Below are 22,601 nucleotides of genomic sequence, written 5' to 3' on the forward strand. Positions count from 1 at the left end.
GCGGTCAGGTCAAAGACGGCGAATTCGCCGCCTTTGCACGACGGGTTTCACTGTATACTTCCAACGGACAGATAACGATGACCTTATCCTCAAAACTATTTACATGGAAACAGGCCGTGACGGCCGGTGCGATATTCATCATCGCTACCATCGTTATTCAGCGGCTGTTGCGCTACGTTTGCTCCGATCTTATCGCCTTCGATTGCCCGTACTACTGGCCGGTGAGCATCATGGACGTTCGGATACCGACGGTGCGCGACATCGTGGTTGCCAGTGCGGTTGCGGCGGGCTTTTTCATCTTGATAAGAATTCTCGATGCCCGTCGCTATGAACTGCGGCTGGTGATCGCATCTGCGATCTTGTTGATAGTGGGGCTGAGCTTTATACATGGTGTTGCGGTCGGATTCTATGCGCCCATAGCCGGTGATGCTCAGACGGGTGTCCTGGTGCCCTATTCGCTCGACGGGCAGGAATACTATCACGACGCGATCAAGACCACCGGAGCGATGGACTTTCTGGCACGTTTCAATGAACTGCAGCCGACGCTCCATCGTCATAGCCACACGCATCCGCCCGGCGCTGTGCTTACCTTTTACGCGCTGGATCGCATCTTCGGTGACCCCGCTCTCATAGCGGTCGCGATAATGCTGATCGCCTTTCCGGTGAGCCTGTATTCTGTTTATCGTCTGATGGCCGCTGCGGTGGATGATGATACGGCCCGCTATGTGACGGCGATCTTTGCATTTCTTCCGGTCATCCAGATCTATTATCTCGCAACGCTCGACGCGCTGATCGCCGCAATCTTGATCGCGGCTCTCTATCTATTTTGCTTTGGCAGATCGCGAGGTTCGGCGGCGGCCGCGGCCGTTCTGGTTTCGACATCGTTTTTTCTGACGTTTGTCAGCCTGTTTATTCTCCCCGTTTTGGCCGGTTTTGAACTGCTCGTAAAGCGCAGCCTTAAACGCTCGGCGGTCGTGGTCCTCGGCCTCGCAGCATTTCACATTTTGCTGTATTGGTTCACCGGCTACGACGCGGTGCGGGCATTTCGAACGGCGTCTGCATTTGAGAATCCGCATGGCTTTATGCTCTTTGTCGAGCCTGTAAACTATCTGTTCACACGCATCGAGGACATTGCCGAGATCGCCTTTTTCTTCGGGCCGTTCCTTCTCATTCTATTCTTTAAGGGATTCGCAAAATTCCGCGAGCGGCCGCATCTGATGCTCACGCTTCTCGGCTGCGGAACATTTGCAGGCATGCTCGTGACCGGGGCCTTCCGAACCGGTGAGACGGCCCGTGCGTGCATGTTCCTTTATCCTTTTCTGCTATTCCCTGTCGCCCATTATCTCGAGGACTCGGATGCCGGAGCGTCGGAACGGCGGCAACTCGCAACGTTCGTTTTCGCTCAGGCCATAGGTATGCAGTTATTCGGGAATTATCACTGGTGAGCTTGCGGTAACCGGTAGACCTTGTAGGTCTCGGCCCGAAAGGCTACGGGGAAGGAATAATCCGTCGTGGTGACGAGATAAGTCGCCGAATACTTTTGCTGCAATGCCTCGATCTGCTCAGCCGATAGGTCAGCGAATGCCGTTTCGATCTCGGCGCGCGAGCTTGCGCGGTCTGTGATCGGCGCGTTGGCGGTGAGGTCGCCGATCCGCCCGCGCCATTCAGACAGCCGGTCATACCGCGGATACATATACGAGACGGCCTGTGAGCGTTGCGAATGGTACCAGAATTCCTTGCCGATCGGCGAGGTTAGAATTACCGAATCGGGCGGCGTGTTTTTTGCGATCCACCTCAAAGACATCTCGAGGTCATTGGGCCTGGCGACCCAACTCGCCTTGAGTTCCCGCAGCCGCCCGATGCCCTCATCCAGCGGATCGAGAAGGCCGAGGATGACCAATACGCATGCGAGGGCAATGGCTTTGCGCAGCGGGCCGTCAAGCTTACGAAGAAAATAGACAGCCGAGAAGATAAAGAACAACGGCGTCAATATCGGGAACAGCCGCATCGGCATAAGACGTAGCAGCGGGTAGAGTTCGAGTGCCCTCAATAGGATCCCAAGCAGAAAGAAACCGGCGATCGCGATCTGAAAACTGCGCAGAAAACGCAACGCGAAGCTCTCTGTTCCACGCAGAGCGATCACGTTGAAGATCAGCATCAGCCCCAAGAGTGCCATTCCGAGCGTCGAGAAATAGAACGGATCGAAATGAAAGGGCATGTGCTTGATGACGATGAACTGCCAATCGGTGTAGCTCGCAGGCTGCGCTTCGATCTGCTCACCGATCAACGGAACAATGCCGGGCAAAGCGAACAGCAGCGTCAGGCCGGCCACCTTGGCTACGTCGCGAATCGCCACGCGTTCGGCAAGAAGAGCGATGCCGACCGCCGGAATGGCCCAGAGGCCGACGGCCGGATGGAAACTGAACGAGAGTCCCAGAAGTATCGATCCAAGCGTCAGTTTTTCGCTTGCAATATAGTTCAGGGCGAACAGCAGGCATGCGTAAGCGACTGTCTTTGCCTCAAAGGTGCCGATCATCCACTCCGCATTGACGACGGCTTGGCCGATCGCCAACCAAAACGAGACGGCAAAGGAGATCGACCAATATGGGATCTTCCAGTTTTGCCCGAGGCGGATAAGTCCGGCAAGGCAAAGTATCCAGACAAGTGCCCTTCCGGCCCAGCCCAGTACTTCGAGCGGAACAAGGTTTGCCGGAATACTGAAAATGAGGTTAAAGAGCCAATGTTCGTTCGCGGCGTGGGCAAACGACCAGTCGTTTACCGGCGCATAGGGCCCGAGCCGCATCAGGTAAATGAACTCGTTGCCAAACGGGACGGGCTTGGCGTGCAGGGCAATGACCCCGAGACAAAGAAAAGAGAAACAGAGCCAAAAGCCGGCAGAAGAGCTTCCGTCCGAGCGAAGTAGATCGCGAGCGTATCCAGATCCGAACACAACTTGATCCTAAAGCAGAGCTTCCGGTTGTGGAACTGCAGCATGGGCATTATCGCGAAAATGCTTCGCGTGTCCGCTCATATTCACGACCTCGAACTTCGTCGCGTACGCTCCGATCACATTGTCGAGGAATTCGAGTTTCTTGGCACTTGGCACATTCATTCCCGGAAAGAACCGCAGCTCCGGCACGTCCTCACCGCTCAGGAAATCCAGCGGGTGCAGCAGCATTGAGGGCTGGACACCCGTTATTGAACATGCCGCGAGTGCCGACTTCCAATACGTCGCCGCAAGCGTTGTCGAGAACGCCGACAGGTATTGCAGATAGGTCGCATGGATCGGCGTTTTGATCAAGGGGAAGGTCGTGACCGGTATCTCAACGAGGTTTCGCCCCGCCGCCTCGATAAAATGTGGCCGCAGCGTCTGAAAGCCGTCCGAGAACTTGCCAAACAGCTTGCTCAGCTTCTCACGCTCGGCCGCCGCCATCGTCGGCGACTTGAGAAAGAAAAACGCCCTTGCCAATGGTGCGAGATAGGTCGGCAGCGTAGAGCAATCATATTCGTATCCTCGCCGGCCGAGCAGATCGAGAACGGCCGGGCTCAGGCTGTAGCCGGGCCCGCGAAAACCGATCGGACGCTGACCGGTCACACTTTCGATCGCAGATTCGGCCCGGTCAAATTCCTCTTCAAGTTCATCTCGCGAATACAAATGCAGCCACGGCTCGTGGTTAAAACTGTGATTGCCGATCTCGTGGCCGTCGGCAGCGATCGCGGCGATGGCTTCGCGATTCTTTTCCAGTGCTGCGTCCTGCCCGATAACGAAGAAGGTGATCTTAAGGCCTCGCTCACGGAGGAGATCCAGTATTCGCGGCACGGCCTGATCGAGATACGACGGGAACGATTCCCAGCCCGCATCACCGTGCGTCTTCATATAAGACCACTGATTATCGAGATCTAATGACAGGCTGGCGATCTTCATCTTTCTCCTGCGCTGTCCTCGCGAAAGAATCGTTCAGCAAGCTGAACGGTTTCGTTGATATTGAGCGTGCCATTCACAATGTGCGACGAATTGACGATATGCACACCGTCAACGGATGAGCGCATGTCGGCGAGGCCGGTCGAATAATCGACGACCGGGATCGGAAATACCTGACGAACCCGTGAGATCTTGAAGGCGACCACATCTGAGCGGTCAAAGTGCGGATACATCACCTCAAGCGCATCGAGGAAATACTCCTCGATCTCGTCGTCCGACCTGTCAAACAACTCGTTGTCAGGTGCGATATATCTCGGCAGATAAACGAGCGCGTTACGGTTAAATTCCTCCTTATCTACTATTGCGGACATCTCAATGATGCCCGTAAACGGCGTGTCGTCGGTAATGTTTGTCACATAATAATCCGACAACGAGCGTTTTAGCATTACCGAGGCGCAGACGATGCCTTGGTATCTGATGCTGCTGAGTTTTCTGCGCTCGACCGGGTCAAGCCCCTTGAGCACTTTCTCAGCCGTGTTTGACGGGCAGGTCATTATCACGCGGTCATATTCCGTGACAGAGCGATCGCCGGGAAACGGCACCACCGCGCCGATGTCCATCTGCGGTTCCGCGATAAATGCCCCTGAGAAGCCAGGGGCGATAGCCACTGCGGCCTGGAAATTCGCATACTTTGTCGGCTGGCGGACGATGTTGGGCTTGACGTCGCCATTACGCCGCGCGGCATTTGTTGAGATCCGGACCTTACCGTTTGCAAGCCGCTGTATCGATTCGACACGCGAGTTCAGCCTGATCTCCACGCCCTTGCCCAGCAGGACCTCGCCAAAGCGTTCGAGCACGCGGGCATAACCGCCGCGAACGTAGCCAAACATCTCGCGCTTCATTCCGGATCGACGGGCAGAGTACATTCGCTGAATGGATGCCCAGATGAATGACGCCGCCGTTTCCTTATAGGCGTCGCCGAGCTTGGCCTTGAGCAGCGGCTTCCATATCTTTTCAAATGTCTTTCGCCCCGACCAGCGCGTCAGCCATTTCTCGACCGACAGCCTCTCAAGCCGTCGCCAGTTCTTTACCTTCGACGCATAAAAGATCGTTGCCCCGAGACGCAGCCGGTCGATCAGGCCGATAGCGGGAAATGTGAGAAACTCTTTCGTGTTTGACATCGACAGCAGTTCGCCGTCGGTATAGAAACCCGTTTTCGTCTCGACCCATCGCAGTTCGTCGCCGAGTCCGATCTCCTCGATCAGGTTGCGCGTGTGCCTGTCAGACGCCAGGATGACGTGATAATGCTTGTCCCAAACGATGTCGCCGATGTCCCAGACCGAGGCGAGGCCGCCGATCTCGGGGGCGGATTCAAAAAGAGTGACCTGCGCTCCCGCGTCGGCGTAGCGCATTGCGAGTGTCATGCCGAGAAAGCCGGAGCCGACGATTGCGATCCTTTGCTGCATTCTTGGAAAAGCCGGTTTGATGGATGCCGTCGCGGTGTGACCGCATATCGCTAACGATACGCAGCATTACCCCGTTCGATCGGCACATCTGCCGGAGTTCTTATTTGCGGAGCTTGTCCGAGGCCGGGCTTAGCTCTGCTGGGGTTAAAGAAGGTTCAATGGAGGCAGATTTCCCAAAGATACGGAGCATCGCAAGGCGAGAGAGGAGTTTAACGGTGCCGACGATCGTCTTCAGAGTATTCATCTTCGAGGCACCGAACAGACGAACGGCCAGAACCGTGGGAAATTCGACGATCTTGCCACCTTCCAGGTCGAGCAGCCCGAGCATCTCGGGAACGCCGTGAAAGCCGGGGGCCGTCGGGTTTACATTGACCATTGTGCTGCGGCGATATACGCGGAAACAGGCAGTGTAGGACGCGATCTTGGTCCGCAAAACGCGGCGGTAGAGCACAGATGCTCCCTTCGAGAGCAGAAGCCGCCAGCCGGGCACATTCTGCACTCCGCCGTCCTTGTGATACGGCGAGGCGGTCACCATATCGACACCGTCCGCCATCAGCGGGATCATCCGGGCCAGCTCGTGAGGATCAAAAGTGCAATCGCAGTCGATCGAGCACACGAACTCGGTCTTTGCCGCCCGTATGCCGGTCATGATGCCGCCGGCGACGCCCTTATTCACCTCGTGCCGGATGATCGTTACATTCTCGCGCTCGCCAAAGAGCGAATGCATGACCCGAACGGTCTCGTCCTGGCTGTTGTCATCCACGAAGATCAGTTCCGACCGGAATCCGATGTTGTTCAGACGGCCTTCGACCGAGGCGAGCGTTTTTGCGAGGTATGGCAGAGATTCCTGCTCGTTGTAGCACGGGATCACGATCGACACGGGCCGAAGATCCTCGACTGCTCTTACAGCGGCCGCCGGAGCCTCGGTCAGCGAGGCCGCAAGAGCCGGAGTCGAACGGAGGCCACCCTTTACGCCGAGGTGATCGGCGACGCCGCCACAGTCGTAGAGGGCTAGATTCTCATTGAGGATCCACTCCATCTTGTCGAGCTTGCGATAATGGCGAATGCGGTTGAGCCTCGATGCAGCCGAGATCCTCGGCTGCTCAGGGTCGAGTTCCCATACGTGGAAGTAGAAAACGAACGGATCGTCCTGATTCTTGTGCCAATTCCTGACTGCCTTGCGCATCAGCGTATACGGCAGTTGCCTGAGATAGTTCCCGCCTGAGATCGGCAGCAGCCCGATGCCGAGGTCAGTGGTCGCATAGGGAAATTCCCAGATGGAGCCATCGCCGGTGTCGATCTCATGGGCGATGCGTTTTGCCTTTTCCGTCTTGGACGTCGGCAGGAACGAAGCGTCATACACAAAACCTTCGTTAGCCAGTGTGTCGAGTACCCAGCCGCTTTGGTCGAACGCGAGCTTTTCCGCCGCACGGTAGCCGATAACTTTCTGGCCGCAGGCGTCCTCGATGACCGCATTCGTACGTCTGAGATCCTCGCGAAACTCGTTTGGCGTCAGGTTTCGCGGGCTTCGATGATAGTATCCGCGGCTGGCGACCTCATGGCCGCGATCTGCGATCTCGCGCACCAGTGCGGGGTTGTGTTCTGCGATCCAACCGAGCACAAAGAACGTTGCCTGTGTATCGTACCGGTCGAGCAAGTCGAGCGTTTTGAGCGTATTCTGCTCATAACGCGGTTCGAAATTGGACCAGTTTCGCTGCTGGATCAGGTTCTCAAACGCTCCAACGTGGAAATAGTCCTCGACCAGAATGGTGAGCAGATGTCGTCGGGGATTTGTCTCGATCGTCATAGTCGGCACTCGTGAGCGAGAGGTTGAATAACCCTCTTTGCGCGGCCTTAACTTTCGGCCGCTAGGGTAAGAAAAGGTATAATTCGGGAAAAATCCTAAAAGAGTGTTTGCTGCAGAGTCGGACCGCCGGCCTTGGTGGCAAGTTTTTCTTCGATGATGCGGACGATCTTTTGAGCGGCGCGGCCGTCGCCAAAGGGGTTGGCGACCTCCTTGACCGATCTTATCCAGCTATCTACGGCGTGATTCTCGTCGAGCATCTGCTTTAGTGTGCCGGGGCTGGTGCCTGCCAGCTTTGCGACACCGGCACGTATCGCCTCGGGCCTTTCGGTATTCTCGCGAAGCACGAGGAGCGGCTTGCCGAGGCTCGGAGCTTCCTCCTGAACTCCGCCAGAATCGGAAACGATCAGCCAGGAGGCCTTCATTATTGCCAGAAAGTCCGAGTAGTCCAGCGGCTCCAGCAGATGGATGCGTTCGCGCTTGCCGAGTATCTCCTTGGCGACGCCTTTCACATTGGGATTTGGGTGGACGGGAAAGAACAGGCAGACGTCCTTGTGGCTATCGACAAAGTCGCGAATGACCTTGAGATTCGCGGTCATGGTCTCGCCAAAGCTCTCGCGGCGATGCGTCGTGAGCAGCAGGCGTTTGAGGCCCTTGGTTTGATCGATCAGGCCTGCGATCTCCGGCGAGACCTTGAGATACTTGAGCATATGCTTGAGCGCATCAACAACAGGATTACCCGTTACGTAAATCTTTTCCGTCGTCACGCCCTCGTCGAGCAGATTTCGCCGGTTCTTTTCGGTTGCGGCAAAGTGGAACGCCGCGATCTGTGATACGACGCGCCGGTTCATTTCCTCAGGAAACGGGCTCATCAGGTTACCCGACCGCAGCCCGGCCTCGACATGGCCTACCGGTATGCGCCGGTAGAATCCCGCAAGTGCGCCCGCAAGCGTCGTGGTTGTATCGCCCTGCACGAGGATCAGATCCGGCTGTTCCGCAGCGATGATCTTGTCGAGCTTTGCCATGACGCGCGAACAGACCTCGGTCGGCGTCTGATTGCGCTTCATCACGCCGAGGTCGAAGTCAACATCGATCGCGAGGCTCTCGAGGAATGGCTGCACGACATTTATGCTGGCTCGAGCAGACCACGATCGTCTGGAAGAATTTCCATCGCAATGCGTGTATGACGGGCGCCAGCTTTATCGCCTCAGGCCTCGTCCCAAACAGGACGAGCACTTTCATCCGCCAGTCGACGTTCGTTTGCGGTCTGCTGCCGGTGGTGTTAGTTGTCGTATCGAACATAGACATTCGACCCTGAGAACTGCCAGGTTGATGCGATAACTATACATCTAAACACTCTCGTGTTCCGTTTTGCAATGTTTTTCTGCGGCAGGTATTGACAAAGTAGCTAATAGCTTACAGCTAATAGCTACTTTCATAAGCGTGGTTGCGGCTTCCCTTCCCTTATTCGGGCGGGCCCTCGCATTTTGGGCCCATCAGTGCCGGGACCTTGGTTGAGATGATCGGATAATTTTCAGCCTCGGCATTTTTATCGAGCCATTCCGCGTATTCGGGTGGATAGGACATGTCCGAAAAGATCGCCTCTACGGGGCACTCCGGCAGGCAGGCATCGCAATCGATGCAGTTATCGGGATTGATCAACAGCCGGTCCGGAGTTTCGTGAAAGGCCTCGACCGGGCAGACGGCGGCGCAGTCAGTGTATTTGCAGTCAATGCAGGGTGTGGTGACTATGTAGGTCATTAGGGCTTCCTCTCGAGGAGTTACAATAAATTAAAACCGTAATATTCACGGCCTGCGATGTCAAATCACCTTGCAGAAGCCCATGTGTGAGCAAGGGTGACACGCTCACGCTGCGTATTTCACCCTCACTGCGGGTCGGGCTTCCGCAACCTGTTAACAAGTGGTAAACTACCCTCAGTTTGCTCAAAAAATCAAAAATTTTCTATTGTCACGGAGTCCGATGAAAACCATCAAAGCTGAACGAGACCTTTCACTTGATTTTCTGCGTGTAACTGAGGCCGCGGCCATCGAATCCGCCAAGACGATGGGCCAGGGCGACCGGAAGTATTCCGACCATGTGGCCGTCGAGGCCATGCGCGAGGTAATGGATACCGTCCCGATCGCGGCCGCATCGTCATTGGCGAGGGCGAACGCGACGAGGCCCCGATGCTCTACATCGGTGAAGAGGTCGGCGGCGGCATCTTTTCTGAGGAGTCAAGAGCCGATTTCCCCGAGGTTGACATAGCGGTCGATCCGCTCGAGGGCACAAATCTGTGCGCGCTCGGTGCAAACAATGCGATAGCTGTCCTCGCGGCCGCCGAGCGCGGGGCCTGCTCTGCGCCGGACATCTACATGGACAAGATCGTCGTGGGCCCCTCGTGCCGCGGCGCCGTCGATATCGAGGCTCCCGTTGAGGACAACCTCAAGAACATCGCCCGACGCCTCGGCCGCGATATCGACGATCTGACGGTGATCGTGCTCGACCGTTCGCGCCACAAACAGCTCATCGATGAGGTGCGGGGTTCGGGGGCACGAATACGGCTTATATCCGACGGCGACCTCTCCGCAGGCATCTCGGCGGCCGTTGCGGGCACGAATATCCACGCCCTGATGGGCATCGGAGGCACCCGAAGGCGTCATCACAGCCAGCGCGATGAAATGCCTGAACGGCGAGATCCAGGCCAAGCTCGTATTCGATCCCGACCGGCTCGGCGTTGACCGATCAAAGGTTCCGCCGGTCGAGCAGGTCATGTCCCGGCTTCGGGAAATGGGCATTACGGACGCTAACAAGGTGTATGACACCGATGATCTGGCTCCCGGCAAGAAGGTCATCTTCGCGGCAACGGGCGTGACTGACGGCGCCCTCTTTGCGCGGTGTCCGCTTCTTTGGGTCGGGCAAACGGACACATTCTGTCGTGATGACGACAGACAGCAAGAGCATTCGATTCGTGGATACGGTCCATGTCGAGGGCGGGCCTGATGCGGTGATTCGATTCTAGCAAGGATTTGAGGGCAAGATGGGTGAGCACGTTGCCGACGATGACGTTGCCTATGGCGGAGCAGTTGGCTCCAACCGCGCCCCTAGCGTCGGCGGAAAGCTGATCGTCCTGACGGCACCACTTACCGAAGCGATCGATCACGCCAGGTATTTCATCCAGATGGCAATGGCCTCTCTGCCGATCTGGATGGAAGGCATCATTAACCGCAAGTATCCTAAATGGCGTGAGGTCGAGCATTACGCCGACGGATCTGCCAGGTACATGCCTGCCGGTGTCCGACTTGTTGAGAGGTCGCTCGAACGTGTCTATTCAAAGGATGATATCGTCGCATGCTATCCGGATGATCTCGATAGATTCGTCGGGCCTAAGACCCGCGTCATTGCCGTTTCAACGCACAATCCGCTCGGTGTAACGTTCGCGGCCGGCGTTTATACCTCGATCTTTGGCTCGTCAAAGATGCCGATAAATTCATATTATTCGCGGCAGCTATTCGCAAAGATCAAGGCAAGCCCATATCAGGATAATTTCAAGGTGATCGTTGGCGGGTCAGGCGGATGGCAGATCATTCAAACGGACCTTTACGATGAGCTCGGCATAGATTGCATCGTCGAGGGCCGCAGTGAATCGCAGGACACGCTTGACCTGTTTGCCAAAGCGATCGATGGCGAAGAACTGCCGAAAGAGGTAACGGTCGTGCATCCGCAGGATCGCGATGCGATCCTCTTTCCCGACACGCGGACCACATTTGGCGTCGTCGAGATGACCACGAATGCGCGGCCGCAGGTGTAAATTTTGCTTACCTGACCTGAATCCGCAGATCGACCTTCCTAAGGACAAGATCATGGACGCTGTCCGAGCTAACGTTCGCGAGGGCAACAAACAGATCAGCCTGGCGACGGAGGATATGTTCATCTGGGGCCAAGTGCATACGGAGACACCGTTCTATTTTCCAAACCGCGAAGCTCTGCTCGACCTCTACGGTGAGGTCGTCAACACGCCGGGCGTTGAGCAGCACGTCCTTAGCCATGCTACGGTCGCTCCGTCCGTGGTCGATCCGGTTCTGATCAGGGAGCTTTCACGACTGTTCTTCGCCCAAGAGCCCGATCCATTTCCCGTATCTCAGCTCACATCCGGAGAAGAAGGCCCTCGCTCCGCTTATCGGCCTCGAGACCGGTTCGGTCCGGATGGCAAAGAAAGTGATGACGTCGAAGGCTGTGCCGTTTGCAATTGACGATTGGCCAAGCGTTGTGCTTGAGGGCCTGCGAGTGCTTAATGAGAACAACTGGTTCCCCGCGATGACCCTGATCGTCGGCAATCCGGAGGAGACGGACGAGGACAACATGGCTACGCTCGACCTTATCTATGAAATGGAACGCCGCGGGCTTTTTGCGTTTTTAATACCGTCGATCTTCACGCCGCTGCATGACACGCGTATGGAGATGGAACGCGGCGTCACACAGACGCGCCAACTCACCCCGTTGCAGTGGCAGCTCATGATGAAGTGCTGGAAGATGAACCTGCGGCCGGGACAGTATAGTTGGTGGGGGCCGACGGCGTGGCGGATCGGTTCGATCGGTATGTGGCTCTACAAGCTGCGGCGTCTCAACGGTCCGAATTTTACATATCCGTTGATGATGTTCTCCGGCATGATGAGCGAAAACGCTTGGCAAATGCCGGTAAGATCTACATAGGCAAACCGATGCAGACCAAAAGCCGGCGGGAGCTGATCGCAACGCTCAAGCCGAAACAAATGCGGTTCGTCCGCGAGGATACCGGCGACCTTCCGGAAGAATATTATACCGCAAAAGCTGAATTTGCCGCGGCCGCGGCCTGACAATATGGCAGAAGCAAAACCATACGTTCTGGACCTCTCAGAGGTGAGCGCCGATGATGTCGCGCTCGTTGGAGGCAAGTGCGCGAGCCTCGGTGAATTGTTTCGTGAGCTGACGACGCAGGGTGTGCGGGCCGTTGACGGCTTTTCGACGACGAGCCATGCTTACAATCTCTTCGCCGAGACCAATGATCTGCGAAAGCGTCTAAAGGCCCTGCTCAAGGGTCTCGATATCAACGATCTCGATGAGCTTGCGCGTGTCGGAGCGGAAGCCCGGCGGCTGATGTCGAGACGCCCTTTCCAAAGGATGTCGAGGCGGCAATAATCGAGTCGTACCACCGCCTGGGCAAGCGTTCCGGTAAGAAGAACTGTGAGGTTGCGGTGCGCTCGTCCGCCACGGCCGAAGACCTGCCGGACGCATCCTTTGCAGGCCAGCAGGACACGATCCTCAACGTCCGTGGCGAGGCCCGCCTTATCGAGGCGTGCCACCAGTGCTATGCCAGCCTGTGGACAGATCGTGCTATCTCGTATCGCACCGCAAAGGGCTTTGACCATTTTGATGTGGCGTTGTCGATCGGTATCCAGCCGATGGTGCGTTCAGACGCGGCATGTTCGGGCGTTATGTTCACGCTCGATACCGAGAGCGGATTTCGCGATGCGGTCGTGATAAACGGCGCATGGGGCCTTGGCGAGGCGGTCGTGCAAGGCATGGCGACGCCGGACGAATGGATCGTCTTCAAGCCGACGCTCAAGCTGGGCTTCCGCCCGATCGTCACGCGAAAGCTGGGCGTGAAAGAGGTCAAGATGGTCTTTAACGACGACGGCGTGGGCACTGCGGTGCGCGACGTTGTCGAGAGCCAGCGAAAGCGTTTCTGCCTCGCGGGCTTTGAGGTCTTTGCGGCTTGCCCAGTGGGCTTGCGCCATCGAGGACCATTATTCAAAGCGTGCCGGCCATTCGCGACCGATGGATATCGAATGGGCGAAGGACGGCATCACCGGTGAGCTCTTTATTCTCCAGGCTCGTCCTGAGACCGTCCATGCTCAGCGAAAAGATAATTTTATTGAAAAATACAAGCTGACCGGCACACGGTGCACCTCTCGCATCCGGCGTAGCGGTCGGCGAGAAGATCGGCCACGGCACGGCGCACGTCCTGCTCGATCCGTCTAAGCTCAACACGTTTCAGGAAGGTGAGATCCTCGTGACCTCGATGACCGATCCGGCGTGGGAACCCATAATGAAGCGAGCGTCAGCCATCGTCACCGACCGCGGCGGCCGGACGTGTCTGGCGCGATCATCAGCCGCGAACTCGGCATTCCGTGTATCGTCGGCACCGGCAACGCGACTGAGCAGATCAAGAATGGGGCTCCGGTAACCGTCTCGTGTGCCGAGGGCGAGCGGGGCAACATCTATTACGGCAAGATCGACTTTAAGGTCGAAAAGCAGAGGATCGACGACACGGTGCGCCCACGGACGCAGATAATGATGAATGTAGGCGATCCCGACAACGCCTTCGCCGTTTCGCGGCTGCCAAACGACGGCGTCGGCCTCGCGAGGCTCGAATTCATCATCAACAACCACATAGGCATTCATCCGATGGCGTTAGTGAATTATCCCAATCTTCGCGACCGCAGGACCATCGATCTGATCGCTGAACGCATCCTCGAAGAGGATCCGAAAGAGTTCTTTGTCCGGAGCCTGGCCGAAGGCGTCGGCCGGATCCTGGCGACGTTCTATCCGAAACCGGTGATCGTCCGCATGTCGGATTTCAAATCGAACGAGTATGCAATGCTCATTGGCGGCGGCGAGTTTGAGCCCGAGGAAGAAAATCCGATGATCGGATTCCGCGGCGCGTCGCGATATTACGACGACCGCTATCGTGCAGGCTTTAAGCTTGAATGCCAGGCGCTGCTCCGGGCCCGCGAGGATATGGGCCTGACCAATATCAAGCCGATGATCCCATTCTGCCGAACGGTCGAGGAGGGCGAAAAGGTGATCGCACTGATGGCCGAGTATGGCCTCGTCAGGGCGAGAACGAGCTTGAGATATATGCGATGTGCGAACTGCCGTCAGACGTCGTTTTTGCCGATGAATTTCTCAAGGTCTTTGACGGCTACTCGATAGGCTCTAATGACCTCACTCAGCTTGCCCTCGGACTCGACCGCGACAGCGAGATGGTCGCACACCTGTTTGACGAACGGAACGGCGCCGTCGAGAAGATGGTCGCGATGGCGATTGACGCGGCCGTGCAAAACGGCAAGAAGATCGGCATCTGCGGCCAGGCACCGTCCGATTATCCTGAGTTCGCTGACTTCCTCGTTCAACGAGGCATCAACTCGATCTCACTAAACCCGGATACGGTCATCCAGACAACCCAGCACATACTTGAGACCGAACGTTCCATGGGCATCGAAGGCGAGGCCGCCAGCCCGAAGCTCCGCGCTGTAAAGTAGTCCCGCGGCTTGCCGCCCTATTTGCGGAGCAGCTTGCTGCTCCGTTCGTCCGCCGTGGTCTGCGCGGCTTGCCGCCACCGAACGCGTGGCAGCGGCAAGCCGCGATTGAGTTTACAGATGTTCGGAGGAGCAAGCTCCTCCGCAAATAGAGCGGCGGAGCCGCGCATCTCCTGCAGGTCATCTACAAGTCCAGGCCTTCTGCCCGAGTGAGACGGGCGGCCTAGATAATGTTAAGTTAGTAGGCGTGCAGCGCCCTGTCGAGTACATCCCGGTCGAGATCTCGTCCCGATTTCGCCGACAGGCGTGGCGGGCGTGGGCCGTCGGTCTCTCAGTGGTCGTGGTCTGGGTGCTCTTGATCGTCTTGGCACCGGTCGCAAAAGCGAATGCCGTCGACGCCGTCGCCTCGCCGCTTTACACATTCTTTCGTTTTCTCTGTCACCAAATCCCTGAGCGTTCCGTTCATATCGCAGGCGAACAGTTCGCGGTCTGCTCGCGCTGCTTCGGCGTCTATTTTGGCATTCTGCTCGGCTTTGTCATTTTATCCGCTGTGGCCCGCATTGACGAGATCGAACCGCTACCAAAGGTTTGGCTCTTCCTCGCTCTCATTCCCATCGGCATCGACTGGTCGCTCACTTTCTTTGGAATTTGGGAGAATACGCAAGCGTCGCGTTTTTTTACAGGTCTGATCCTAGGCGTCGCGTGTGCTACGTTCATCGTCCCGGCGATCGTCGAAATAACCAGAAACCTCTCCCGGCGGCGAACTTTCGTTGACTCAAGTTCGTAAACAAACGCAAGATCAAGCTATGAATTTTACCCGCGAATCTGCCGTCGCCGAGGTGACACTGGCCGGCGTTACCGATAAAGACTTTCCCCGACGCATCGCTCGGTGCCCCTGCGGCGGATGAGATGGCGGCACAGATGATATCGAGCGGTTGGCAGATCGGCCTCAAGCGACCGGGCGGAAGTTTGAGTATCGGGGCGATAAATATCAGCTTCGGTTCGCACAACTTTGAGGGAGCAAATTACGTCGTAGAATAAGAGTTTACGCTGAACTTTCGGGAGCAGTATCATGAATCGCAATAATATTTGGATACACGTCACGCTGGCGGTGGTTTTGGTTGTATTCGCAGCCGTGCTTGGCCAGATCGAACGTTGGCGTGCGACCCTGGCGGTGCCGACGCCGCCACAGACCAAGGCTCTACCGGCGAGGAAAACCGGTGTCCCGGAGGTGCTGGTGCGTTTCAAGCCGGGCGTTACGCTTGATCGCATTCGCGCTGTCGCATCAGCAAATAATGACCGGCTCAATGACGAGATCGAATCCGTTGCCGGATTGACAGTTATCGACGACCTGGATAACGCAGATCTTCGCGGAGGTTGCCCGGCAGTATGCCGCCATGGATGATCTGGTAGCCTACGCCGAGCCAAATATCAGGATCAAGCTCGACGATCCGATCGTTAAGGAAAGCCCGCGTGACCTCGTTCATCGTGAGACAGGCAAAAACAGCCCGAACGATCCGATGTTCATCGAGCAGTGGGCGTTGAATAACACCGGTGCCGACGGCGGCACGCGCCGCCGACATTGACGCGTTAGAAGCCTGGCAGACCACGACCAGCGGCGAAGAGGTTGTCGTAGCAGTGCTCGACACGGGCGTCGATTACACGCACGAGGACCTGCGGGAAAATATGTGGATGCGGCCGTCAAATATGCCCGCTTATGTCGATGACGAACTGGGGCAATTCAACGATCTGCATGGCTACAATGGCACAGACCAGGCCTCGGACCCGATGGATGACAACGGCCACGGCACTCATTGCGCAGGCATCATCGGTGCCGAGGGCGACAATGGGCTCGGCGTCACGGGCATTAATTGGAAGGTCAAGATCCATGCCGCTCAAGTTCCTCGGCCGCGGCGGTTTTGGCTCGACCGACGATGCGATAGCGGCGATCAATTACGCTATCGACCGCAAGAAAGCGGGCGTGAACGTCCGCGTCATCAGCGAGCTGGGGTTCGCGCCCGAGGTCAAAGGCTCTCGAAGATACGATCCGCGCGGCAGGCGATGCCGGCATCCTGTTCGTTGCCGCGGCCGGAAACGATGGCTCGGACAATGACAAGCGTGGCCATTTCCCGTCCAACTACGACCTGCCGAATGTCCTCAGCGTGGCGGCGCTCGACCGCAACGACGCACTCGCGTCATTCTCAAATTTTGGCGGCAAGACCGTTCATGTGGCCGCTCCGGGCAAGGACATTCTCTCGACCTGGCTCAACAACGGCTATCGTGAAGCGTCCGGCACCTCGATGGCGACGCCGTATGTCTCAGGCGTCGCAGCCCTGATCATCGCCAATGAGCCGCGTATCTCGGTAAAGGCCCTTCGAGAGCGCCTCACTCGAGAGCGGTGATAAGCTAAATGGCCTTTCGGGCCGCACGGTCTCAGGCGGCCCGCATATGTGCCGCGAACGCCCTGGCCGGGAGCACCAAAAACCATCTGCCGCATTAACTCACCATTTGGTCTAGGCCAGACCGACTTTGTGACGAACTATCGGCCCGTCGGCTGGTCAATAGGATTGTAACCTGCTCTAAATACACGCTTTGGCTCTGAGTGCGAGATCGAGTAGCACTTTGGCACGCCCTTTGCCATACGACAGGTGAGCAATGGCCAGATCATTGCCTAGTTTTACTAAAAGGGAGAAAACAATGAACAAAGTTAAGAGAATTATCGGGTTAATGGCATTTACCTTGATGATCCTGAGCTTGCCGGCCATCGCTTCGGCACAGTGGCGTAATGACGACGACGATTACAACCGCAATGGCCGCTATGGCAACGGACAATACGGCGGCTGGGGCAATGGCGGTTATGGTAACGGCCAGTACGGCGGCTATGGCAATTTGAGCTCCACGATCAGAGACCTCAAGAGAAAGTCCAGCCAATTTGAACGCCAGATGGACCGTTCGGCTCGACCGCATGACCGTTATGACGGAACCGATCGCGAGGACCGCATCATGGATACCGTTCGCGATTTTGACAACGCCGTCGATCAACTGAATTCGGGCAGAAATCGCCAGAATAATGGCGAGATCCGCCGCGTACTCGACCTCGGCCGGCAGGTCGATCGACAGATGGCCCGGCTCAGGCTGAACGGTAACCTGAGCCAGCTTTGGAACTCGATCCAGTATGACCTGAATACGCTCGGGAACGCGTACGGCTACAACAACAATCGTGGCCGCCGCAACGGTGGATGGGGCAACGGCCGTAACAACGGGAACAATAACCTGCCGAACTGGTGGCCGTTCTGATCTGATAGACCTCCCAATTTTCGTTTTGGCCCGTGTCGCGAGATACGGGCCTTTTTGTTTGCCTGGCCGCTGTCCGGATTGCGAGTTGTCGTAAATAAAACTAACCTAGTCCCGTGCCCGGAACGCTTTACCTCGTCGCGACGCCTATCGGCAATCTGCAGGATATTACCCTGCGAGCTCTCGACGTGCTGCGCACCGTAGATCTGATCGCATGCGAAGATACGCGGCGCACGGGCAATCTACTGAACCACCTGCGTATCTCGAACCGCATGGTCAGTTACCACGAACACAATGAGCACGAGCGTGCCGAGGAGCTTGCCGACCGTTTGCTCGCGGGTGCCTCGATAGCCGTCGTTTCGGACGCAGGCACGCCCGGCATAAACGACCCTGGTTTTCGCATCGTCGGGCGTGCGATCGAGATCAGGGCCTCAGTTAGTTGCCGTACCGGCCCGGCGGCGTTCGTTAGTGCGGCTGTGGTTTCGGGGCTTGCCACGGATTCGCTGTTCTTCGGCGGGTTCCTGCCGTCAAAACGGTCTGAACGCCGCAAACGTCTCGAGGCTGTCAGCGAATTGCCGGCGACGCTGATCTTCTACGAAGCTCCTCATCGATTGGCCAGATCACTCGTAGATTGTGCCGATGTCCTCGGCGACCGCCAGGCCGTCATCGCCCGTGAACTTACAAAAATGCATGAAGAGGTCGTCCGCGGATCGCTGTCTCAGCTCGCGACGCGTTATGCCGACAGCAAGGTCAAGGGCGAGATCGTCCTGTTGATCGATCGGCAGAAGGCGGAGCGTGTCGTGCAGGGGTGAACCTAAGTCGCTCGCAAAACGGATCAGAGCCTTGGAGAAAGAGGGCTTGATCCAAAGACGGCACTCAAGAAGGTCGCGAAAGAGTTTGGTCTGAGCAAGTCCGAAACCTATCGTCAGATGCTGGTCAAGCCCGGGAAGCGCGAAAATAAAAGCCGGCGGCGTAACCGCCGCCGGCCTCTTATCGGTCAGTTGACGCCGCTTAACGTTCGGTCAATTCCGGCGGAAGCGTTTTGTCCACCGCAGGACGGCGCTTGAGATCGGCGAGCTCCCATAATGTGAGCAGAATGGTCCGCGTGACCTTTTCCATTTTCTGGTAATCGATCTTGTCAGCGTGATCGCCGACGCCGTGATAGTCCTCGTGAACGCCGTCAAACCAAAATGTCACAGGAATTCCGTTCAGCATAGTTAAAAATGGTCCGAGCGGAAAAAGAACCGTTCAGGATCCTTCGGGTCGTCGTAGCGCGTGTTGTAGCCAGGCCCCAGATACGACTTGTTCGTTTGGTCAACGACCGTGCCCAGGGCCGAACTCATCATGTCTTTGCCGATCACGTAGATCTCGCTTTCACCTGAGAGGTCCTTGTTCTTCGGATTAGTGTCGCCGGGCTTCTTCTGGCGCGGCCGATCATATCAACATTCAGCTGAGCGACGACCTGTTTAATATCGACTGTCGGAAACTTATTAAAGTATTCGCGCCCCACAAGCCTTTTCCTCGCCGCAATGCCAAACAAACAAAATTGACCGTCTCGGCCTGAGCCGAGTCTTAGCAAGGGCCTCGGCAATGCTCAGCACGGCCGTCGTTCCGGAGCCGTCATCATCAGCACCGTTAAAGATCTTATCGTCGCCGGGCACGTTGGGATTGATCCCGACGTGGTCGTAATGCGCGCCGATCGCCACCATCTCGTCCTTTAACTTAGGGTCGCGGCCCTCCCAGACGGCGGCGACATTCTGCGTCCATTTCGTTTCGACCTTCCCGGCCGTTGTCATCGATGCGGTCTTGTTCAGCGCGAACGAGGTCGCCGAGTCCTTTCCGGCAGTCTCTCCGGAAAGATCGTATCGGCGACCGACGCTGAAACGAGCATCGACGGCAGACCAGCTTTATTGGTTGGCGTATCGCGAAGTTTCTCCGGAAATGTAGAGCCGCGGCCGATAAAGTTGCGAAGCTGGGGCCAAAATCCCTGTATCTGGGGTGATGCGATAAGGATCATACCGACAACCATGCGCCTCGGCATACGTGATCGGATCGGCCCAATCCGTGCCTTTGACGCCATTTAGGTCGTCGTCGGTCCACGCCCTTTGGCGGGTTCGTGGGACGATCCGGCCGTGACCGTCCTTCGCCGTAAATGACGACGATCTTGCCTTTGACATCAACGCCTTCGTAGGCGTCGATGCCCTTAGCCCTGACCATCCAGCCATGCCGCACATAGACGAGCGGGGCGTCAACGGTCGTATTTCCACTCGTTCGGTAAAAATCCTGAAAATACTTCCAGCGGCTGGCCGCCGATCGATAGCGTGTTGGCGGCCGGATCGACCACCTCGCTTCGCAGAGCGATCTTCTGAAAAAAAGTACCGTTATCGCCCGCGGGCTTAAAGCCCCATCGGCTCAGGTTCATCGCGATGAATTTCGCTGTCAGGTCGAGGCCCCGCGACGGCGTGTCGCGGCCCTCCATCTCGTCTGACGCGACGAAATGCAGATATTCGCTGATCTGCTTGGCGGTCACGCCCTCGGCGATCTTGCGTTCGGCTGATGTTACGCGGACAACCCGGTGCCTGGGCTAAGGATTGAAAGACAAATGCCGCTAACAGCGACAAGGCGGATAAGGTTCTTCTCATTTTTCTCCTGTCTGGCAAGTGGTGATACGCCGCCGGAGAACGCATTGTTTCACACAGGAGTGCCGAGGATGGCGATCTTTCTCGAATCCGCGAGGGCCAGCATCGCTTCGCGATCAAAAATCAGCGTCTTGCCCGCCGTTATCGATAGGCATGTTGCTCCGGCCTCGATCATGGCCTCGACGGTGGGAACTCCGACGACGGGCACGTCAAAACGCATGTACTGATCGGGCTTTGCGACCTTGACTACCGTCAGCTTGCCTTTGGCCAGATCGCCCGCACGCCGAATGGCGGCATCAGTGCCCTCCATTGCCTCAATGGCAACGCACGCTCGCGAACGCACGACGATCGTCTGGCCGAGATCGAGACCCGCTATTCCGGCCGCGATGTGAAGGCCGTAATCGATATTCTCGCGTTCGCTCTTGTCAGGCGACCGGCGGGTAAAGCGAGCCTTCGGGCGAGTTGGTCACGAATAAAAAATGTCGAATCGATCAATTCGATACCTTCTTTGGCGAGTTCTGCGGCGACGCCGCCAATCAGGGCGTCAGTGTTGCGGCGGCAGATTCCAGAGCATCTTGACCATTCGCACGTCGGGCATGGCGCCCGAGAATATCTGCACGTGCTTGGCCTGGCCGGCCATTATTACCTTTTCGACGCCATGCTTCTTAAAGAACGACAGCATCTTGCCCAACTGCCCAATGCCGACCCAGGTCACGACGTCGGCCTCGGCCTCGATCCGAGGTCAGTTTCTTCCTGATCAGCGCGACGGCGAGCGAGGCGCCAGCGGCGGGCGCCCTCGGCAACCAGAAATGGGAACTGTCCGTTCCCGGCGATCATGCCGTATCTCATCGGCGGCTATTTTAGCAGGAATCGTGTCAGGACAGCAGCATGTGAAACAGTTTTGAATTGCTCGTCATCGCTCGCGATGATCTCCCGGAAGCAGAAGCCGAGCTTCTCCAGCGACCGGACCGAGGCATCATTATCGAGTGACGTGATCGCGAAGACCTCAGTGAATCAAGCCCCTCACGCCCGTATCGCGACAACGCCTGCGAAGATTCAAAACCGTAACCTTGCCGCTCGTATTCGGGCAGGAATGCAAAACCGATGTCCGGCCCCGGCGTGTCGCGTCGGACAAAGCCGCAATTGCCGATCGGCGTTCCGTCTTTGAGGCACGGCATACATCGAATAACCATGCTGGCGATAATTGGCAAGGAATCGCTCCCTCGATATACGGCTTGGCCTCCTCGACAGTACGGACGCCTCAGTCGGCGATGCGGCGGTGGAAATTTTGGCGTGTTGATGAATTGCCAGCACAAAGGCGGCGTCATCCGTGGTCATCTCACGAATGATCAGCCGCTCTGTTTCTGTTATGACGCAGCCCTTACTCATCAAAGGGCGATCTCGCCCCGGCTTTCTCACCATCTTATTGACCTCGTCGAGATAGGATCTCCTCGAGCAGGACCATCTCGCGGGCATATTCCTCGAGGGCGACAGACACGCCTTCGGTGATCGACAGCAGTTCGTAATAGGCATTCGGCGTTGTAGCTCGTGGTCGAGGCTTTCGCAGGATGTCGCCGATGTCGTCCTTCTCGATGCTCGAGCAGTGGGCCGATCTTGAGGCTCGGATGGCCGCCAAGCATCGTGACGAATTCACCTGCCTTATGCGCATGGCCCATTGATTCGTCCACCATTTCCCTCTAGCCACGAGACGATCAGGATTCGGTAACAGCCAAAGACCATCAGGCTGCCAATGCGTATAGCGAACTTCGCCGGCCAGTTCGAGTTCGGGGATCTTGTTCAATGTGTCGATCGCGTTCTGTCTTTCAGTGTTGTTCGTGATAGATACTTTACGGCAGGCACGGCGGTTTATCCTCGCCGACGGCAGGTCTTTGGTCACTCGTCGGACGCAAACGGACGAACCCTTTACCTCGACGACCTCGACCTTTCACCCTCTTTGAGCGGGTCTTCGTCATCGGTCGGAAAATGCGGTCCAGACCGAGCCATAGACCCAGACCGCGCCCTCATTCAGCGCTCCTTTGCTGGCGGTTTGTGACCGTTTCCGAGCCTTTCCGGGCAGGGCGTCAGGCCAGTTTTCATGCGGTCGTTCGCTGTGAGAAGTAACGGGGGCAAATATAGTGCGAGACATCACCGTCAGGCCGGTAGAGACGCCGGCAAAA

Annotated in this window: 20 protein-coding genes and 7 pseudogenes; 12 read left to right on the top strand and 15 right to left on the bottom strand. The window is 57.0% G+C overall.

Translation table 11 applies throughout. From position 1 onward, the window contains the following. Window positions 1–77: 77 nt before the first annotated feature. A complete protein-coding gene (locus IPM59_15240) occupies window positions 78–1,445 on the top strand; it encodes a hypothetical protein (protein ID MBK9216921.1) in 1,368 nt (455 codons plus the stop codon). Here IPM59_15240 and IPM59_15245 read toward each other — a convergent pair. From IPM59_15245 to IPM59_15270, 6 genes and pseudogenes are all read right to left on the bottom strand, one after another. Next, window positions 1,436–2,950 carry a hypothetical protein gene (locus IPM59_15245; protein ID MBK9216922.1) on the bottom strand — a complete coding sequence of 505 codons (1,515 nt, stop codon included), beginning with the start codon at window positions 2,948–2,950 and terminating at the stop codon, window positions 1,436–1,438. The two genes, IPM59_15240 and IPM59_15245, sit on opposite strands and share 10 nt — an antisense overlap. Window positions 2,951–2,959: 9 nt before the next feature. Beyond that, window positions 2,960–3,925: a polysaccharide deacetylase family protein gene (locus IPM59_15250; GenBank protein ID MBK9216923.1), complete on the bottom strand. Its 966-nt coding sequence runs from the start codon at window positions 3,923–3,925 to the stop codon at window positions 2,960–2,962. After that, entirely contained in the window at window positions 3,922–5,388 is a 1,467-nt protein-coding gene (locus tag IPM59_15255; GenBank protein ID MBK9216924.1) for an NAD(P)/FAD-dependent oxidoreductase, read from the bottom strand. The genes IPM59_15250 and IPM59_15255 overlap by 4 nt, the downstream gene beginning before the upstream one ends. Window positions 5,389–5,488: 100 nt before the next feature. Continuing rightward, window positions 5,489–7,195 (bottom strand): glycosyltransferase, encoded by a 1,707-nt coding sequence (locus IPM59_15260; GenBank protein MBK9216925.1) that lies wholly within the window; start codon window positions 7,193–7,195, stop codon window positions 5,489–5,491. A gap of 95 nt (window positions 7,196–7,290) precedes the next feature. Continuing rightward, a pseudogene (gene wecB / locus IPM59_15265) lies at window positions 7,291–8,434 on the bottom strand (UDP-N-acetylglucosamine 2-epimerase (non-hydrolyzing)). 222 nt (window positions 8,435–8,656) lie between these two features. Further along, complete coding sequence (locus tag IPM59_15270; protein ID MBK9216926.1) at window positions 8,657–8,953, bottom strand: ferredoxin family protein; 297 nt, start codon at window positions 8,951–8,953, stop codon at window positions 8,657–8,659. Window positions 8,954–9,173: 220 nt separating this feature from the next. On the opposite strand from IPM59_15270, the pseudogene glpX reads away from it, so the two are divergent. From glpX to ppsA, 5 genes and pseudogenes are all read left to right on the top strand, one after another. After that, window positions 9,174–10,212 (top strand): annotated as a pseudogene (gene glpX, locus IPM59_15275) (class II fructose-bisphosphatase). 18 nt (window positions 10,213–10,230) lie between these two features. Continuing rightward, window positions 10,231–11,001, top strand: a complete 771-nt coding sequence (locus IPM59_15280; protein ID MBK9216927.1) for a hypothetical protein — start codon at window positions 10,231–10,233, stop codon at window positions 10,999–11,001. Next, window positions 10,982–11,443, top strand: coding sequence for a hypothetical protein (locus IPM59_15285; protein ID MBK9216928.1), 462 nt, complete (start codon window positions 10,982–10,984; stop codon window positions 11,441–11,443). The genes IPM59_15280 and IPM59_15285 overlap by 20 nt, the downstream gene beginning before the upstream one ends. Continuing rightward, complete coding sequence (locus IPM59_15290; GenBank protein ID MBK9216929.1) at window positions 11,412–11,903, top strand: hypothetical protein; 492 nt, start codon at window positions 11,412–11,414, stop codon at window positions 11,901–11,903. The genes IPM59_15285 and IPM59_15290 overlap by 32 nt, the downstream gene beginning before the upstream one ends. A gap of 147 nt (window positions 11,904–12,050) precedes the next feature. After that, window positions 12,051–14,494, top strand: a pseudogene (gene ppsA / locus IPM59_15295) (phosphoenolpyruvate synthase). Between the two features lie 17 nt (window positions 14,495–14,511). Here ppsA and IPM59_15300 read toward each other — a convergent pair. After that, window positions 14,512–14,661 carry a hypothetical protein gene (locus tag IPM59_15300; protein ID MBK9216930.1) on the bottom strand — a complete coding sequence of 50 codons (150 nt, stop codon included), beginning with the start codon at window positions 14,659–14,661 and terminating at the stop codon, window positions 14,512–14,514. 77 nt (window positions 14,662–14,738) lie between these two features. Between IPM59_15300 and IPM59_15305 the strand changes: the two genes are divergently transcribed. The 3 genes from IPM59_15305 (at window position 14,739) to IPM59_15315 (ending at window position 16,077) form a co-directional block, all read left to right on the top strand. Then, entirely contained in the window at window positions 14,739–15,278 is a 540-nt protein-coding gene (locus IPM59_15305) for a DUF2085 domain-containing protein (GenBank protein ID MBK9216931.1), read from the top strand. Between the two features lie 285 nt (window positions 15,279–15,563). Next, window positions 15,564–15,896 (top strand): hypothetical protein, encoded by a 333-nt coding sequence (locus IPM59_15310; GenBank protein ID MBK9216932.1) that lies wholly within the window; start codon window positions 15,564–15,566, stop codon window positions 15,894–15,896. After that, a complete protein-coding gene (locus IPM59_15315) occupies window positions 15,889–16,077 on the top strand; it encodes a hypothetical protein (protein MBK9216933.1) in 189 nt (62 codons plus the stop codon). The genes IPM59_15310 and IPM59_15315 overlap by 8 nt, the downstream gene beginning before the upstream one ends. 115 nt (window positions 16,078–16,192) lie before the next feature. Here the strand turns inward: IPM59_15315 and IPM59_15320 are convergent, their stop codons facing one another. Continuing rightward, on the bottom strand, window positions 16,193–16,381 hold the full coding sequence (locus IPM59_15320) for a hypothetical protein (GenBank protein ID MBK9216934.1): 189 nt from the start codon (window positions 16,379–16,381) through the stop codon (window positions 16,193–16,195). Between the two features lie 104 nt (window positions 16,382–16,485). Between IPM59_15320 and IPM59_15325 the strand changes: the two are divergent. The 3 genes and pseudogenes from IPM59_15325 (at window position 16,486) to rsmI (ending at window position 18,852) form a co-directional block, all read left to right on the top strand. Then, window positions 16,486–16,893, top strand: a pseudogene (locus IPM59_15325) (S8 family serine peptidase). 295 nt (window positions 16,894–17,188) lie between these two features. Next, on the top strand, window positions 17,189–17,788 hold the full coding sequence (locus IPM59_15330) for a hypothetical protein (protein ID MBK9216935.1): 600 nt from the start codon (window positions 17,189–17,191) through the stop codon (window positions 17,786–17,788). Window positions 17,789–17,901: 113 nt separating this feature from the next. Next, a pseudogene (rsmI, locus tag IPM59_15335) lies at window positions 17,902–18,852 on the top strand (16S rRNA (cytidine(1402)-2'-O)-methyltransferase). Here the strand turns inward: rsmI and IPM59_15340 are convergent. The 7 genes and pseudogenes from IPM59_15340 to IPM59_15370 form a co-directional block, all read right to left on the bottom strand. Next, a complete protein-coding gene (locus IPM59_15340) occupies window positions 18,797–19,000 on the bottom strand; it encodes a hypothetical protein (protein MBK9216936.1) in 204 nt (67 codons plus the stop codon). The pseudogene rsmI and the gene IPM59_15340 sit on opposite strands and share 56 nt — an antisense overlap. Window positions 19,001–19,275: 275 nt before the next feature. Then, entirely contained in the window at window positions 19,276–19,581 is a 306-nt protein-coding gene (locus IPM59_15345) for a M28 family peptidase (protein MBK9216937.1), read from the bottom strand. 111 nt (window positions 19,582–19,692) lie between these two features. Continuing rightward, a complete protein-coding gene (locus IPM59_15350) occupies window positions 19,693–20,010 on the bottom strand; it encodes a hypothetical protein (GenBank protein ID MBK9216938.1) in 318 nt (105 codons plus the stop codon). Between the two features lie 23 nt (window positions 20,011–20,033). Beyond that, the gene (locus tag IPM59_15355; GenBank protein MBK9216939.1) at window positions 20,034–20,315 is read right to left on the bottom strand and encodes a hypothetical protein; all 282 of its coding nucleotides are present in this window, start codon (window positions 20,313–20,315) and stop codon (window positions 20,034–20,036) included. A 161-nt stretch (window positions 20,316–20,476) separates the two neighbouring features. Next, window positions 20,477–21,273, bottom strand: a pseudogene (lpxI, locus tag IPM59_15360) (UDP-2,3-diacylglucosamine diphosphatase LpxI). Window positions 21,274–21,299: 26 nt separating this feature from the next. Then, window positions 21,300–21,602 carry a GNAT family N-acetyltransferase gene (locus tag IPM59_15365; protein MBK9216940.1) on the bottom strand — a complete coding sequence of 101 codons (303 nt, stop codon included), beginning with the start codon at window positions 21,600–21,602 and terminating at the stop codon, window positions 21,300–21,302. 226 nt (window positions 21,603–21,828) lie between these two features. Then, a pseudogene (locus IPM59_15370) lies at window positions 21,829–22,264 on the bottom strand (bacterioferritin). Between the last annotated feature and the right edge of the window lie 337 nt (window positions 22,265–22,601).

The organism is Chloracidobacterium sp., assembly GCA_016715795.1.
Lineage (GTDB): Bacteria > Acidobacteriota > Blastocatellia > Pyrinomonadales > Pyrinomonadaceae > OLB17.

Bases quoted from the DNA above. Each gene is read 5' to 3' on its own strand.
- IPM59_15350 (MBK9216938.1), bottom strand. From the start codon at position 20,010: ATGGCTGGATGGTCAGGGCTAAGGGCATCGACGCCTACGAAGGCGTTG.
- IPM59_15255 (MBK9216924.1), bottom strand. From the start codon at position 5,388: ATGCAGCAAAGGATCGCAATCGTCGGCTCCGGCTTTCTCGGCATGACA.
- IPM59_15345 (MBK9216937.1), bottom strand. From the start codon at position 19,581: ATGACAACGGCCGGGAAGGTCGAAACGAAATGGACGCAGAATGTCGCC.
- IPM59_15285 (MBK9216928.1), top strand. From the start codon at position 10,982: ATGCGCGGCCGCAGGTGTAAATTTTGCTTACCTGACCTGAATCCGCAG.
- IPM59_15270 (MBK9216926.1), bottom strand. From the start codon at position 8,953: ATGACCTACATAGTCACCACACCCTGCATTGACTGCAAATACACTGAC.
- IPM59_15330 (MBK9216935.1), top strand. From the start codon at position 17,189: ATGAACAAAGTTAAGAGAATTATCGGGTTAATGGCATTTACCTTGATG.
- IPM59_15320 (MBK9216934.1), bottom strand. From the start codon at position 16,381: ATGGATCTTGACCTTCCAATTAATGCCCGTGACGCCGAGCCCATTGTC.
- IPM59_15260 (MBK9216925.1), bottom strand. From the start codon at position 7,195: ATGACGATCGAGACAAATCCCCGACGACATCTGCTCACCATTCTGGTC.
- IPM59_15315 (MBK9216933.1), top strand. From the start codon at position 15,889: ATGGATGATCTGGTAGCCTACGCCGAGCCAAATATCAGGATCAAGCTC.
- IPM59_15280 (MBK9216927.1), top strand. From the start codon at position 10,231: ATGGGTGAGCACGTTGCCGACGATGACGTTGCCTATGGCGGAGCAGTT.
- IPM59_15250 (MBK9216923.1), bottom strand. From the start codon at position 3,925: ATGAAGATCGCCAGCCTGTCATTAGATCTCGATAATCAGTGGTCTTAT.
- IPM59_15365 (MBK9216940.1), bottom strand. From the start codon at position 21,602: ATGCCGTGCCTCAAAGACGGAACGCCGATCGGCAATTGCGGCTTTGTC.
- IPM59_15340 (MBK9216936.1), bottom strand. From the start codon at position 19,000: ATGCTGAACGGAATTCCTGTGACATTTTGGTTTGACGGCGTTCACGAG.
- IPM59_15240 (MBK9216921.1), top strand. From the start codon at position 78: ATGACCTTATCCTCAAAACTATTTACATGGAAACAGGCCGTGACGGCC.
- IPM59_15300 (MBK9216930.1), bottom strand. From the start codon at position 14,661: ATGCGCGGCTCCGCCGCTCTATTTGCGGAGGAGCTTGCTCCTCCGAAC.
- IPM59_15290 (MBK9216929.1), top strand. From the start codon at position 11,412: ATGACGTCGAAGGCTGTGCCGTTTGCAATTGACGATTGGCCAAGCGTT.
- IPM59_15310 (MBK9216932.1), top strand. From the start codon at position 15,564: ATGAATCGCAATAATATTTGGATACACGTCACGCTGGCGGTGGTTTTG.